We start from the raw sequence: 14,509 nt of genomic DNA on the forward strand, positions 1-14,509 counted from the left end.
TCCGGGGAGGGGCAAAGCCCCTCCCCGCCACGCCCTGCGTCACAGAAAATCCCGCAGCAGCGCGACGAGCGGCTTGTCCGCCGGCGGCATGGCGTAGTCCCCCAGCCGCTGCGGCCGCACCCAGGCCAGTGCCTGCCCTTCCTGCGCCGTCACCATCCCGTCCCAGCGCCGGCACAGGTAGAGCGGCATCAGCAGGTGGAAGCTCTCATAACCATGCGATGCGAAGGCGAAGGGCGCGAGGCAGGCCTCGGACACGTCGATGCCGAGTTCTTCCTTCAACTCCCGGATCAGCGCGGCCTCGGGGGTTTCGCCGGCATGAACCTTGCCGCCTGGGAATTCCCACAGGCCGGCCAGGGGTTTGCCCTCGGGCCGGCGGGCCAGCAGCACGCGGTTGTCCGGGTCGATCAGGCCGACAGCGGCGACGAGGAGGATGCGCTTCCCCTCCCCTTCCGGCAGGGCGGGCGCGGCGGCGGGCGCGGCCTGGGCCGGCGAGAGGTCGGCGCGGCCGGCCTCGAACAGCCGCACCGGCATGGCGCCGCCACGGGAGAGGAAATCCTGCGCCCCGGTCCCGGTCTCGCGGAAGCCGATGCGGAGCAGCACGGCGGCGGACCGGGCGTTGTCGGTCAGCGCGCTCGCCGTGATGCGGTCGAGGTCGAGATTGGCCAGCGCCCAGTGGGTGAGGCGACCAGCGGCCTCGGGCGCGATGCCCTGGCCCCAGTGGCGGCGGCCGACCCAGTAGCCGAGCTCGGCGGACCGGTCGTCGCGGTCGCGGGTCAGGCCGACGCAGCCGACCAGGACGTCGTCCGTCTTGCGGGCGATGGCAAGGTGATAGGCCTCGCCCTCGACGATGCGGTCTGCGGTGGAGGCGATCCACTCATCGGCCAGGTCGCGCGGATAGGGAAAGGGCACCCGGGCGAGGGTCTTCGCCACTTCCCAGTCATTGACCAGGCGGTGCAGTTCGGCGGCATCCTCGGCACGAAGCGGGCGCAGCAGGAAGCGCTCGGTCTCGAGCGGAGCGAAGGTCAGGGCGGAGTCGGGCATCCAGCCGCCAGGAACGGCGAGGGGACGGTTGCCGTCAAGGCTTGCGCGCGACCAGAAAGACGAACATCGGCGGAGCGTGTCGCGGCAGCGGCAGCACGGCGGCGGCAAGGCGCCCAAGCAGCGCCGAGGCGGCCAGCGCGGCGTACCATGACCGCCGGGCGGCAAACCATGGCCCGTCGGGCGGCGCCTTGATCGGCGCAAGCCGTCCCATCCAGTGAATCAACGGCTGGGCCGCGACCGGGCCGAGGGGCAGCACGGCCTCCACCGCCAGCCCCAGCCGATCCGCAAGCGCCCGCATGGCGGGTTCGCTCCACCACGACAGGTGATGCGGCGGGGCGTTGAAGACGAAGTCGGGAATGGCCGTCATGGCCGAAGGCCAGGTCGGCGCCCCGAGCATGAGCAGCCCGCCGGGCTTCAGGCAGCGGGCCATGTCCCGCGCCAGATGCAGCGGATCAGCGACATGCTCGATGACCTGGAAGGCACAGGCGGCGTCATAGGCAGCCTCATGCGTCGCCGCATGGTCGGCGAGGCTTTCGGCACGAATCCCGGCCCCCGGCGCGGCATAGGCTCCGGGGTTGGGGTCGAGGCCGACATAGCGCGCCTCAGGGATCAGGTGGGCGAAGGCGCCGGCGCCGGCACCGACCTCCAGCACTGCATCGCCAGGGCGGATGCGGGCGGCGGCGTGGGGATACTCGGCACGGTCGCGGCCCGCGGCGCGGACCCGGCCGCCGGCGTCGAGACGCCGATACAGTGCCTCATAAAACGCACCGTCGCCTTCCTCGGCCGGGGCGAAGAAGATCAGGTCGCAGGGGCTGCGCCAGATGCCGATCCGACCCACGGGCAACGGCGTCGGGTCCACCCCAAAGGTCCGGCGCCACAGGCCGCGCAGCAGGCCCGCCGAAACCTCCTGCACCCGCCGCGCGGGCTCCCCCGTGATGGGGCAGACGCCCGGCGTCACGCCGTGGCGCCAGGGAGGTGGCGCCGCAGGACGCGGACCTCCTCGGGGCCCAGGACCTCGTATTCGATGTGACGCCAGCGGATCACGCGGGTTCGGGCACTGGTCCAAAACAGCGCCACTACGGCCGGCGCCGTCACCGGCGCCAGGGCGCCAAGCACAAGCTGAACGCCACGCGCGACCGCGCCCTCCCGGATGCCGACCGCCCGCGTCACCCGGTCATGCAGCACGGCCCGCCCCAGCCCCACCGCCGAGACAGCGGCGAGGAACCCCAGCGCCAGCCCATCCCCGGCAAGACCCAGCAGCGCGACCGGCAGGGCCAATGCCTCGGCATGCAACGCGAGGCCCAGCCAAACCCAGAGGCTGGGCACATAGACATGGACGATCTGGAGTTGCCGCGTCTTGAAGGCGATGGCCTCGCGATCCCCGCCCTCCGGCGGCGTCGGTAGCAGCACCGCCCGCCGCGTCAGCACCCGCAGCCCGAGCGCCCTCGCCCGCCGACTGATCGCCCCATCCGTCGAGAAGGTGTTCGCCAGCGCCCCCGGCAAATCCATCCGCCCCAACGCATCCCGCGAGATCGCCACCGACCCGCCCCAGACCAGCCCGGTCGCCAGGAAGCGCGGCCCCAGCGCCAGCGACCGGTCGAGCCAGGCCACCACATGCCGTCCCGGGCCCGCCCCATCCAACGCATGCCAGCGGTATCCGGTGACGACATCCGCCGCCCCGTTCATCGCCGGCGTCGCCAGCCAGGACAGCCAATGATCCTGCGGCAGGATATCGGCATCCAGCAGCACCAGCGCGTCGTCCTCGGCGTCCAGCCGCGCCAGCGCGGCGATCATGTTCGTCGCCTTCTGGCTGCGGGAATCATCCAGGCCAGCCACCACGATGTCGATCGGAAACGGCAACAGGTCCTGGAGTTCGCGCACTTGGGCCAGCGCCGGGTCGGCCTCGGACTCCACCGCCACCAGCATGCGGCGCGGGCGCAGCGTCTGGCGTGCCAGGGCGGCGAACAGAGCCGGCAGGCCCGCCGTGCGGCCGGTCACGGCCAACAGCAAGGTGACGCGGCCGGGGACCTCGATGGCCGGGGCACGGAAGAAGCGGAGGAACCAGATGACGCCCGCCAGCCAGGCGAGGGTCGCGAGCAGCGCGGCCAGGCCGAGTAAAACCGTCACAGGGCGCACCGGAGAGGGGCCTTGCCCCCCTCCGGACCTCCCCCCACCAAAGGCCACAGGGCCTTTGGAAACCGTTGATCAGTCTGGCAGCCCCGAAGAGCAAGGCTGCGTCCATCGCCCCCAAAGGAACTGACAGCAGCGCCCTGGACCGCCAGCGCAATTCGACGGGATCCAAGGGCCGTGGGCCCTTGGCAGGTGGGGTCCGGGGCGGGCGGCGCCCTCCCCGGTTCCGCCATCCGCCGCACTAGCTCCGATAGGACCCGTTGATGTCGATATACCCGTGCGTCAGGTCGCAGGTCCAAACCGTCGCCTTGCCCTTGCCGAGCCCGATATCGACGGTGATCTCAACCTCGCGCCCCTTCATGTGCGCGACGACGGGAGTTTCGTCGTATCCGTCCACCACGCCGCCATCGCGGGCCATCCACACCCCGCCCACGGCGATCGACAGAGTGTCGCGGTCGGCCGGTTCGCCGGCCTTGCCGACCGCCATGACGATGCGGCCCCAATTCGCGTCCTCGCCAGCGATCGCGGTCTTCACCAGCGGCGAATTGGCGATGCACATGCCGATCTTGTACGCCGAGCGCGCCGTCACCGCGCCGGTCACATCGATGCGGATCAGTTTCTGCGCGCCCTCGCCGTCGCGGGCCACCATCAAAGCGAGGTCCATCAACACCTCGTTCAGCGCCCGGGCAAAATCCTTGAGGATCTTGCCGCCTTCGGCCGGCACGCGAGGATGCTTCGCGGCGCCGGTGGCGAACAGCAGCACCGTGTCCGAGGTCGAGGTGTCGGAATCGACGGTCACGCAGTTGAAGGACTTGTCGCAGCCCTTCTTCAGCAGCGCCTGCAGCGCCGCCGCCGGGATCTTCGCGTCAGTGGCGAGGAAGGACAGCATCGTCGCCATGTCCGGCGCGATCATCCCCGAGCCCTTGGCGATGCCGGCGATGGTCACGGTCGTCTCACCGATCACCGCCGTGCGCACCGACGCCTTGGGGAAGGTGTCGGTGGTCATGATGGCCTTCGCGGCCTCGGTGAAGCCGGCCTCGGACACCGCCTTGAAGACCTTGGGCAGGGCGCCGACCAGCTTCTCGGTCGGCAGGCGCTCCCCGATCACGCCGGTCGAGGCCAGGAAGACCTCCTTCGGCTTGCAGCCCAGGATCTTCGCGGTGGCCTCGGCGGTCCTCTCGCAGGTCTCGCGCCCGGCCTTGCCGGTGAAGACGTTGGAATTGCCTGAGGTGACGACCAGGCCGCGCGCCTTGCCGCCCTTCAGTGCGGCACGGGACCATTCGACCGGCGCGCCGGGGCAACGGTTCTTGGTGAAGACGCCCGCCACGGTGGTCCCGGCCGGGAAGGCCATGGCCATCACGTCCTCCCGCGCCTTGTAGCGGATCTCGGCCATGCCGGTCGCGACCTGCACGCCGGCGATGGGCGGCATGTCAGGCATCGGCAGGGCCAGGGGCGAAACGGGATGGGCCATGGCGGGCGTGTCCTTGGGTGACGCTTGGAATGGGCCTGATCAGCGCCGGGTCGGCGCCGCCGCGGGGCGGGAAGCGGGCGGGGCGGCCGGCGCCGGGGGCTCCGCCGAATCGGTCGCGCGCGGGGTCGATCCGTCGAGGTTGAAGCGCTCAACCGTCACGGCATTGCGGGCGCGCTCCACCGCCGCCTGCACCTCGGCCTGGAGGAGCTGCTGGCGGATCTGCGGCGCGGCTTCCTCGAAGCTCGGCGGGGTCGCCTGGCGGCGTTCCTCGACCTTGATGACGTGCCAGCCGAAGGGGGACCGGACGGGGTTCTCGCTGATCTGCCCCGGCTGCAGCGCGAAGGCGGCCTCGGCGAATTCGGGCACCATGTCGCTGCGCTTGAAGAAGCCGAGATCGCCCCCTTCGCGCGTGCCGGGGCCGGTGGAGCGGCGCTGCGCCACCTCGGCGAAGTCGGCGCCGCCGCGGATCTCGGCAAGGGCGGCGCGCGCCTCGGATTCGGTGGGGACGAGGATATGGCGCGCATGCACCTCCTCCTCGGCCGGGCGGTTCGCCACCTGCTGCTGGTAGCGCGCGCGCAGCGCATCCTCAGTGATGCGGGAGGCGATCTCGGCCGAGAGCCAGGCCTGCTGGAGCTCCTGCTCCTCGGCGCGGCGGATGCGGGCGCGGACCGCCTCATCCTGGTCGAGGCCGGCCCGGCGGGCGGCTGCCGTCACCGCCTTGCCGGCGATGAGCTGGTCGAGCAGCAGCGGGTAGAGCATCTGCGGCGGGGCGCCGCGCAGTTCCTCCGGCAGGTCGCGCGCGGCGGCGGCGAGGTCGGCGAGGGTGATCGCCTCCCCATTCACCCGTGCGACCACGGTCTCACCCGGCGGCGTGGCCGGCGCGGGGGCTTGCGCGGGCGCCGGCGCAGGCTGCTGCGCGCCGAGCGGCTGCACGGCGCAGAGCACGGCCGCGAGGGCAAGGCCCATGCGAAGGGAATGGGCGGGACGGGGGCGCAGGGTCATGATGCCTCGGGGAAGCGAAACGCGCGGAACATGGCCGATGGCGCAGGGCGCTACAAGCAGACGCGCCGCGACCGTCCCATCCGCGGCCGCTCGCTGGCCCTCCGCGCGGCCCTGGCCCGCCCCTTGCATTCCGCCCTCATTCCGCCCTTTGCATCCCGCCCTTTGCACATGGCGCCGCGGCCGCGCACCGGGGGACGGGTGCTGGTCGGGCCCCTGCCCCGCCTGCCGCCGGTGTCAGCGAAGGCCGCGGCAGCGCTGGTCGAAGGCAGCGAAAAGCGGCTCGCCGCCTGCGATGTTGAACATCAGCGTGCGCGGCCTTCCACTCGCGACCAGGCCATTGACCCGCAATTCCCGCCCCGTCGCCAGGAGCCGGCGCGTCTCCTGAGAGAAGGTGGAGGTGTTGTTCTCGGTCGCATCCGACAGGACGAAGCCACTGTCGGCGCCGTCGACTTCCATGGCGCGCGTCACGCCGTCGATCTGGATCGTGGTCTGGAAGCCCGTGAAGCGCCAGCCGCGCGGCGCGGACAGGTAGGTCGTCAGGACATACGGGCTGCCACGCCCGGCGGTGCAACTGAGTTCCAGGCTGCCGCCGCGCTCCGTTGCAGGAACGGACAGCGACCATTGGGCAGGGCTCGGCGCGGTCAGCCGCCAGGCGGTGGCCTGGGCGACCGGTGCCGCGCCTGAGGGGGCCGCGGCGCCCGCGCCGCCGCCCGCAGCGCCGGCCTGGCGGAAGCGGACGTTCCGGCTATCGGCCGGCAGTTCCGCCATCCAGGCCCGCGCGGCCGGGCTCAACCCATCGCGCGGCCCGCGGCTGACCATGCTCGCCTTGCCGTCCATGAGGAGCCCGACCTCGACCGCCATCGAAGCCACGTCCACGCTGATGAAGGCCGTGTTGTAGTCCATCTGGCGAGGCACCCCCCCGGCGCCGGACAGCCGCCCCGCCTCCAGGCGCATCGGCATCACGACGCCGTTGAAGCTGCGGACGAGATGCTGCCGTTCCTGGCGCGTCAGCATCGCATCGAGCGCCGTGGCCACAGCCGGTTCGCGCAGCAGCCGCGGATAGTCGTAGCCGCCGGCATAGCGCGTCAGGGTGGATTGGGCATGCGCGCTTCTGATCGGGAGAAGCGATGCGAGAAGGGTCTGCGCCCGAGAGACCTCGAGGCCCGCGGAGCCGATGCCGTGATTGGCTCCGAACCCGCCGGCGATGACGGCCATGCCCAGCGCAAGTGCCCCGCGCGCCAACACTCTGCTCTTCATTCCCGGTCTCCGGCATGATTGGTTACGGAACCGTGCCCGGCCGATCGAACGCCGGCGCTGAAGACCTTCACGACGGTTGCAGAGCTGGGTGGCTTCGGGCCCGGCATGCCCGCGGTTCAATTCGAACCCGGATTCATATCCACAGCCCGCCCCCCCCGGCCGGAGATCGGCCTAGAGTACCGACGGCGTGTCGGTTGCAACGCATTATTCCTGAACGATTTTCTATCCATGCCATGCGGCATGGCCGCCGAATCAGGACGGCATCGCATGCCGCCTTCGTTGACCCGACCTCCCTGCCCGCCTATCTCTCCCGCGGCTGCGTCGCCTCCCTGCCGGGCGGCGTAATGCGTGTTGCCTGACCGCGCACGCGACCGGGCATGCCCCGCCCGACGGAGACTGACGCCCCCGATGTTCGCTCGCCTCGCCGCCGCCATTTTCGGCACCTCGAACGACCGCGCCCTCAAGCGCTACCAGTCGCGCGTGCCGGCCATCAATGCGCTCGAGCCGACGATGCAGGCGCTGTCGGATGAGGCGCTGGCCCACCAGACCGTGCTGTTCCGCGAACGCCTGGCCAAGGGCGAGACGCTGGACGACATCCTGCCCGAGGCCTTCGCCACGGTGCGCGAGGCCGCCCAGCGCGTCCTCGGCATGCGGCATTTCGACGTGCAGATGATCGGCGGCATGGTCCTGCACGAAGGCAAGATCGCCGAGATGAAGACCGGCGAAGGCAAGACGCTGGTCGCCACCCTGCCCGTCTACCTGAACGCGCTGCCCGCCAAGGGCGTGCATGTCGTCACCGTGAACGACTACCTGGCCCGCCGCGACGCGGAATGGATGGGCAAGCTCTACGGGTTCCTCGGCCTGACTACGGGCATCATCGTCCATGGCCTGACCGATGAGGAGCGGCGTGCGTCCTACGCTTGCGACATCACCTACGGCACCAACAACGAATACGGCTTCGACTATCTGCGCGACAACATGAAGTACCGCCTGGACGACATGGTCCAGCGCGACTTCGCCTACGCGATCGTCGATGAGGTCGACAGCATCCTGATCGATGAGGCACGCACGCCGCTCATCATCTCCGGCCCATCGGAGGATTCCTCCGACCTCTATCGCGGCGTGGACGAGGTGGTGAAGGCGCTCGTCACCGACGAGGCGACCTACGAGAAGGACGAGAAGCAGCGCACCGTCACTCTGACCGAGGAAGGCGGCGAGCGCGTCGAGCAGATGCTCAAGGACGCCGGCCTGGTGACCGAGGGCGACCTCTACGACATCCACAATGTCTCGGTCGTCCATCACCTGAACCAGAGCCTGCGCGCGCATACGCTGTTCAAGAAGGACGTCGAATACGTCGTCCGCCAGGACAAGATCATCATCATCGACGAGTTCACCGGCCGCATGATGGAAGGCCGGCGCTATTCCGACGGCCTGCACCAGGCGCTGGAGGCGAAGGAACACGTCACGGTCCAGCCCGAGAACCAGACGCTGGCCTCGATCACCTTCCAGAACTACTTCCGCATGTACCCGAAGCTGGCCGGCATGACCGGCACCGCGGGCACCGAGGCGGACGAATTCGCCGAGATCTACAAGCTCGAAGTCGTCGAGATCCCGACCAACGTCCCGGTTGCGCGCCTAGACAATGACGACGAGGTCTACCGCAGTGCGACCGAGAAGTACGAGGCCGTCGCCGCCCTGATCGCCGAGGCGCGCGAGCGCGGCCAGCCCTGCCTGGTCGGCACCACCAGCATCGAGAAGTCCGAGCTCATCTCGATGCTGCTGAAGAAGAAGAACGTCCCGCACCAGGTGCTCAACGCCCGCTACCACGAGCAGGAGGCCGGCATCGTCGCCCAGGCCGGCCGGCCCGGCGCCGTGACGATCGCGACCAACATGGCCGGCCGCGGCACCGATATCCAGCTCGGCGGCAACTACGAGATGCTGGCGCGCCAGGAAGTCGGCACCAATGAGGGCCCCGAATACGAAGCCGCGGTCGCGAGGCACAAGGCGGAAGTCGAGGCGCTGCGACCGTCGGTGAAGGCCGCGGGCGGCCTCTTTGTCATCGGCACCGAGCGCCACGAATCGCGGCGCATCGACAACCAGCTCCGCGGTCGCTCGGGCCGCCAGGGCGACCCCGGCGCCTCGCGGTTCTTCCTGTCCCTGGAAGACGACCTGATGCGCATCTTCGGGTCGGACCGCATGGGCGGGATGCTGCAGAAGCTCGGCCTCAAGGAAGGCGAGGCGATCGTCCATCCCTGGATCAACCGGGCGCTGGAGAAGGCGCAGAAGAAGGTCGAAGCGCGCAACTTCGACATGCGCAAGAACCTCCTCAAATACGATGACGTGATGAACGACCAGCGCAAGGAAGTGTATTCCCAGCGCCGCGCCTTCATGCTCGCCGACGAGGTGGCCGAGACTGTCCAGGAGATGCGTCACGAGACCATCGCGGAACTCGTCGCCCGCTGCATCCCCGAGAACGCCTATCCCGAGCAGTGGGACCTCGAGACCCTGCAGCGCCAGGTGCAGGACGTGCTGAACCTCGATGTCCCGGTCGCCGACTGGGCGCGCGAGGAAGGCATCGACGACGACGCCGTGCGCGAGCGGCTGGAGGAAGCGGCGGACCGTTCGTACGCATCCCGCGCCGCCAATGTCGGCCCGGAGATCATGCGCCAGGTCGAGAAGTCTCTGCTGCTGCAGGTCTTCGACCAGGTGTGGAAGGAACACCTGCTGGCGCTGGATCACCTGCGCCAGGGCATCGGGCTGCGCGCCTATGGCCAGCGTGACCCGCTGAACGAGTACAAGTCCGAGGCGTTCAACCTGTTCAACGCCATGCTGCACGATCTGCGCGAACGCGTGACGTCTCTGCTGCTGCGCATCGAGCTGCGCCCCGAGGCGCCGCCACCCTCGCCGGAGGGCATCGGCTTCCTCGATATGCGGCACCCGGACCCGGCCATGGCCTCGGCCGAGCTCGAAATGGCGAATGGCGGCGGCACGACCTATGAACCCGTGCCCATGGCGATCGGCACCGCCGCGCCACGCCCGGTCGCGGAAGGGGTGGATCCGAACGACCCGTCCACCTGGAGCCGCACGCCGCGCAACGCCCCCTGCCCCTGCGGGTCGGGGAAGAAATACAAGGCCTGCCACGGGCGGGCCTGACGCGGTGCGGCTCGGCTGCGTCGCGGCACTGCTGCTGGTCGCCTCCGCCGCGCCAGCGGCCGCCCATTGGGAGAACACCCGCTGGGGCATGAACCAGCAGCAGGTGCTGCGTGCCTTGCGGAACCAGCAGGTGCGGGCGCTTTCCCCGGCGGAGCGCCGGCCGGTGCCCTCGGCTCGCATGGAGTACCTGCTGGCCGGTGAGTTCCGCAGCGGCCCCCTGCGCCTGAACGTCGCCTTCGCCTTCGACGGCCGCACGGGCGGGCTGGTCTGCGTGTCGATGCAGGGCGAGGAAACGCAGGCGCCCGCGCTGCGCGCCCGGCTGGAACGGGCCTTCGGCGCACCGCAGGAACGGGCTCGCGACCCGGGAACGGGAATCGAGACGCTGGGGTGGTCCCGGCCGGACGAGATCGATTTCCAGACGGGGTTGGGGCGGCCGGTGACCGCGCTGCACTGCTCGCGCGGCGTGTGACGGCGCCGGCTTAACCGGAGCGCAAGACTGCCAACGGTATCGTCCTGCCGGATCCCGGGCCGGACAGGATGTTGGCGCCAGAATTCACAGCCCTGCGCTGCCTCTTCCTGCTGGCCATGCATCACGGCCGGCAGATCGCGCCCGAGGATCTGCCCCGGGCCGAAGGGGCGGCGATGTTGCCCGCCTTGCTCGACGCGCTGCGCCGGCAGGGGCTGAAGGCGCGCGCCCTGACCGGCGGCGGGTGGGAGACGGCGGCGGGCCTCGGCACTGCCTATCCGGCGCTGGCGCAGCGGCGGGACGGGTCCTGGGTGGTGCTGGTGCATGTCATGCCGGGGGCTGACGGCGCGCCCGCCGCGGCCGTGCTGGACCCGGCGGAGGAAGAGGCCGGGGTGCGGCTCGTCGCGCGGGAGCGCTTCCTGGCGACCTGGTCGGGGACGCTGGTGCTGTGCCGCGCGCCGACCGTACGCGCCGAGGATCGCCCTTTCGGCCTTGCCTGGTTCCTGCCCGAGATCGTGCGGCACCGCAGCTTCTTCGCCGGCATCGCCGTGGCGGCGCTGCTGTCCAACCTGATAGGCTTCGCCATCCCGCTGCTGTTCCAGGTGCTGATCGACAAGGTGGTGCCGCACCAGGCCTGGCAGACCTTGTCCGTCGTGGTCGGCGTCTTTGTCATGCTGGCGATGTTCGACGGCTTCTTTGCCTATGCGCGGCAGCGCCTGATGCTGCTGGCGTCGAACAAGGTGGATGCGCGGCTGGGGTCGCGCACCTTCGCGCATCTGCTGTCGCTGCCGCTGGCCTTCTTCGAGGGACACACCGCCGGTGTGCTGGTGCGCCACATGCAGCAGACCGAGAAGCTGCGGCATTTCCTCACCGGCCGGCTGTTCCAGACCCTGCTGGATGCGGCCATGCTGCCCGTGCTGCTGGTGCTGCTGGCTGTCTATTCCGGCGTGTTGACGCTGGTGGTGCTGGGGTTCTCGGCGGCGATCGCGGCAGTGATCGGGGCCATGGTGCCGGCCTTCCGGAAACGGCTGAACATGCTTTATGCCGCCGAGGGCGCCCGCCAGGCACATCTTGTCGAGACGCTGCACAACATGCGCGCGGTGAAGTCGCTGGTGCTCGAACCGGCGCGGCGGCGGGCGTGGGATACGCAACTTGCAGCGGCCGTGCGGGCGCATGCCGAGGTCGGGCGGATTTCCGCCGCCGGGGGCGTCGCGACCTCCGTGCTGGAGCGGCTGATGCAGATCGCGGTGCTGGGACTCGGCGCGACGCTGGTCTTCGAAGGGCATCTGACCATTGGCGCGCTGGTCGCCTTCACCATGCTGTCGGGTCGCGTCACCGGGCCGCTGGTACAGATCGTCACGCTGATCAACGAATATCAGGAAGCAGCACTGTCCGTGCGCATGCTGGGCACGGTGATGAACGCCCAGCCCGAGGTGCGTGCCGGCCAGCGCCTGTCACGCCCGCCCATCACCGGCGCGCTGCGCTTCGAGGGCGTGACCTTCCGCTACCCCGGTTCCGTGACGCCGGCGCTCGACCGCGTCTCCTTCATCGCGGAGCAGGGCCAGGTGGTCGGCGTGGTCGGGCGGTCGGGATCGGGCAAGACCACGGTGACGCGGCTGATCCAGGGCATCCACACACCGCAGGAGGGCCTGATCCGCTTCGGCGAGGCCGATATCCGCACCATCGATCTGGAGCACCTGCGCCGCCATGTCGGCGTCGTGTTGCAGGAGAACCTGCTGTTCCGCGGCACTCTGCGCGACAACATCGCCGCTGCCCGTCCTGGTGCGAGCCTGCCTGAGGTGATCGAGGCCGCCCGCCTGGCCGGCGCGCTGGAATTCATCGAGCGCCTGCCCCACGCCTTCGAGACGCTGGTCGAGGAAGGGGCGAGCAATTTCTCCGGCGGCCAGCGCCAGCGCATCGCCATCGCCCGCGCGCTGATCACCCAGCCGCCGCTGCTGATCCTGGACGAGGCGACCAGCGCGCTCGACCCCGACAGCGAGGCGATCCTGCAGGCAAACCTGAAGGACATCGCGCGCGGGCGGACACTGATCGTGGTGTCGCACCGGTTGTCGTCACTAGTCGGCGCGGACGCGATCCTGGTGCTGGACCAGGGGCGCGTGATGGATTGCGCGCCGCATGAGGTGCTGCTGGAACGCTGCGAGATCTACCGCCATCTGTGGCGGCAACAGACGCAGCATCTGCGGTGACGGGCACGGTCGACCGGAGAGGGGCGCCGCCCCTCTCCGGACCTCACCCCGCCAAAGGCCACAGGGCCTTTGGAAACCGGTACCTGCCGCTGTGCGCGTTCGGCGGGCCCCATGCCGAAACCCACCCTTGCGCACGAAACGCGCTGGACGGGGAGCAGGGCGCCTGCACCGCGCGGCGCCAGAAGCCGGCTTTCAAAATGATACGGTCATTTGGCGGGGTGAGGTTTGGAGAGGGGCAAAGCCCCTCTCCAATCGCCCTTCGCCACCCCGTGCGCCCGCGATGAAGCCCCGCCCCCAGGCGCGCCGCCGCCGCCCGCCCAACCTCGCCGCTGACGCGCTTCCTTTCCAGGACCCGCTGGAGGCGCTGATCGCCGAGCCACCCCCGCGCGCACTGCGCGGCATCCACTGGCTGGTCGCCGCCCTCTTTGTCGGGTTGCTGGTGCTTGCGGCGGTGGCGCAGGTGGATGTGGTCGTCACGGGGCCCGGCCGGCTGGCGCCGGACGCGCCGCCGATCGTGTTGCAGCCGATGGAACGCGCCGTAATCCGCGAGATCCGCGTGCGGCCAGGAGACAGCGTGCGTCATGGCCAGGTGCTGGCCGTGCTGGATCCGTCCTTCGCCGAGGCAGATCGCGCAGCATTGGTGGCACAGCGGCGCCTGCTGACCACGCAGCGCGCGCGGATCGAGGCGGAGCTCGCCGGCTCGCCCCCTCCGCCGGCCGAGGATCGCGACAGCACCTTGCAGGCGGGGCTGCATGCCCAGCGCCAAGCCTTCCTTGCCGCGCGGCTCGACGCGCTAGCGGAGGAGATCCGCGGGCAGGAAGCCGCAATCCGCTCGCTGGAGGAGGCCGAGGCCGCGCTCGCCGAGCAAGTCGCGATCGCGCGGGATGTGGAGATGCTCCGGGCACGATTGCTGGAAGGCCAGATCGGATCGCGACTGCAATTCCTCGAAGCGCGGGCGCGGCGCGTCGCGGCCGAGCAGCAGCGCGATCAGGATCGCGGACGGCTGACCGGGCTGCGGCATACGCTCGCGCAGAAGGAGGCCGAGCGGCAGGGCTTCCTGGACGATTGGCGACGGCAGCTGATGGAAGACCTCACCCGCCTGAGCGGGGAGATCGACCGCGTGGAGGAAGCCCTCGCCAAAGCAACGCGGCTCGCCGACCTGACCGTGCTGACGGCGCCGGCGAATGGCACGGTGCTGGAGGTAGCGCGGCGGTCCGCCGGGTCGGTGCTGCGGGAGGCCGAGCCGCTGATCACGCTGGTGCCCGCCGGCGCGCCGCTGATTGCGGAGATCACGCTGCGCTCGGCCGATATCGGCCAGGCGCGACCGGGCGATGCGGTGGTGGTGAAGGTCGATGCCTTTCCCTTCCAGCGACATGGCACGCTGACGGGCCGACTGCGCGCCATCGCGCAGGATTCGCAGCTTCCCCGCGCCGAGGGCGATCCCGCCGGGCCGCATCATCGCGCGCAGATCGTGATCGAGGATGCGGCGCTGCGCGGCCTGCCTGCTGGCGTGCGGCCGCTGCCCGGCATGACGGTCGCGGCCGAGATTCATGTCGGAACCCGCAGCGTGCTGGCGACGTTTCTGATGCCGCTGATCCGTGGCGCGCAGGAGAGCCTCCGCGAACCCTGAGTGTCGCAGTCGCGTTTACGCTCGGGAAACCGTGAGCCCGCCATGCTGAGCGGGACCTTCGGCCGACAGGACGTCCAAGTCGCAGGGTCATGCCGTCAGCCGCCGCCGCGGCTGCCTGCCGCTGTCCAATCAGGGCGGCGGCCAGCCGGGAG

At 70.3% G+C, this 14,509-nt stretch carries 10 protein-coding genes; 4 read left to right on the forward strand and 6 right to left on the reverse strand.

Translation table 11 applies throughout. From position 1 onward, the window contains the following. Positions 1 to 39: 39 nt before the first annotated feature. From KPL78_RS30665 to KPL78_RS22460, 6 genes are all read right to left on the reverse strand, one after another. Positions 40 to 1,041 (reverse strand): bifunctional GNAT family N-acetyltransferase/(deoxy)nucleoside triphosphate pyrophosphohydrolase, encoded by a 1,002-nt coding sequence (locus KPL78_RS30665; RefSeq protein WP_219765207.1) that lies wholly within the window; start codon positions 1,039 to 1,041, stop codon positions 40 to 42. Between the two features lie 34 nt (positions 1,042 to 1,075). Further along, on the reverse strand, positions 1,076 to 1,999 hold the full coding sequence (locus KPL78_RS22440) for a class I SAM-dependent methyltransferase (RefSeq protein ID WP_219765208.1): 924 nt from the start codon (positions 1,997 to 1,999) through the stop codon (positions 1,076 to 1,078). Further along, positions 1,996 to 3,168 (reverse strand): glycosyltransferase, encoded by a 1,173-nt coding sequence (locus KPL78_RS22445; RefSeq protein ID WP_219765209.1) that lies wholly within the window; start codon positions 3,166 to 3,168, stop codon positions 1,996 to 1,998. The genes KPL78_RS22440 and KPL78_RS22445 overlap by 4 nt, the downstream gene beginning before the upstream one ends. Before the next feature lie 244 nt (positions 3,169 to 3,412). Beyond that, complete coding sequence (argJ, locus tag KPL78_RS22450; protein WP_219765210.1) at positions 3,413 to 4,642, reverse strand: bifunctional glutamate N-acetyltransferase/amino-acid acetyltransferase ArgJ; 1,230 nt, start codon at positions 4,640 to 4,642, stop codon at positions 3,413 to 3,415. A gap of 39 nt (positions 4,643 to 4,681) precedes the next feature. Further along, positions 4,682 to 5,644, reverse strand: a complete 963-nt coding sequence (locus KPL78_RS22455) for a peptidylprolyl isomerase (RefSeq protein ID WP_255569316.1) — start codon at positions 5,642 to 5,644, stop codon at positions 4,682 to 4,684. Between the two features lie 234 nt (positions 5,645 to 5,878). Continuing rightward, on the reverse strand, positions 5,879 to 6,901 hold the full coding sequence (locus KPL78_RS22460) for an Ivy family c-type lysozyme inhibitor (protein WP_219765211.1): 1,023 nt from the start codon (positions 6,899 to 6,901) through the stop codon (positions 5,879 to 5,881). 408 nt (positions 6,902 to 7,309) lie between these two features. Here KPL78_RS22460 and secA point away from each other — a divergent pair, with 408 nt between their 5' ends. The 4 genes from secA to KPL78_RS22480 all read left to right on the forward strand — a co-directional run bounded on the left by secA (position 7,310) and on the right by KPL78_RS22480 (position 14,357). Then, positions 7,310 to 10,054, forward strand: a complete 2,745-nt coding sequence (gene secA / locus KPL78_RS22465; protein ID WP_219765212.1) for a preprotein translocase subunit SecA — start codon at positions 7,310 to 7,312, stop codon at positions 10,052 to 10,054. A 4-nt stretch (positions 10,055 to 10,058) separates the two neighbouring features. Next, the gene (locus tag KPL78_RS22470; RefSeq protein ID WP_219765213.1) at positions 10,059 to 10,523 is read left to right on the forward strand and encodes a hypothetical protein; all 465 of its coding nucleotides are present in this window, start codon (positions 10,059 to 10,061) and stop codon (positions 10,521 to 10,523) included. Positions 10,524 to 10,591: 68 nt separating this feature from the next. Beyond that, on the forward strand, positions 10,592 to 12,727 hold the full coding sequence (locus KPL78_RS22475) for a peptidase domain-containing ABC transporter (RefSeq protein ID WP_219765214.1): 2,136 nt from the start codon (positions 10,592 to 10,594) through the stop codon (positions 12,725 to 12,727). Between the two features lie 280 nt (positions 12,728 to 13,007). Then, a complete protein-coding gene (locus KPL78_RS22480; RefSeq protein ID WP_219765215.1) occupies positions 13,008 to 14,357 on the forward strand; it encodes an HlyD family type I secretion periplasmic adaptor subunit in 1,350 nt (449 codons plus the stop codon). Positions 14,358 to 14,509: the final 152 nt, after the last annotated feature.

The organism is Roseomonas alba (assembly GCF_019430885.1).
Classification (GTDB): domain Bacteria; phylum Pseudomonadota; class Alphaproteobacteria; order Acetobacterales; family Acetobacteraceae; genus Neoroseomonas; species Neoroseomonas alba.

Excerpts from the sequence above, each read along its gene's own strand:
- argJ (WP_219765210.1), bottom strand. The coding sequence starts at position 4,642 with ATGGCCCATCCCGTTTCGCCCCTGGCCCTGCCGATGCCTGACATGCCG.
- KPL78_RS30665 (WP_219765207.1), bottom strand. The coding sequence starts at position 1,041 with ATGCCCGACTCCGCCCTGACCTTCGCTCCGCTCGAGACCGAGCGCTTC.
- KPL78_RS22475 (WP_219765214.1), top strand. The coding sequence starts at position 10,592 with ATGTTGGCGCCAGAATTCACAGCCCTGCGCTGCCTCTTCCTGCTGGCC.
- KPL78_RS22460 (WP_219765211.1), bottom strand. The coding sequence starts at position 6,901 with ATGAAGAGCAGAGTGTTGGCGCGCGGGGCACTTGCGCTGGGCATGGCC.
- secA (WP_219765212.1), top strand. The coding sequence starts at position 7,310 with ATGTTCGCTCGCCTCGCCGCCGCCATTTTCGGCACCTCGAACGACCGC.
- KPL78_RS22455 (WP_255569316.1), bottom strand. The coding sequence starts at position 5,644 with ATGACCCTGCGCCCCCGTCCCGCCCATTCCCTTCGCATGGGCCTTGCC.
- KPL78_RS22480 (WP_219765215.1), top strand. The coding sequence starts at position 13,008 with ATGAAGCCCCGCCCCCAGGCGCGCCGCCGCCGCCCGCCCAACCTCGCC.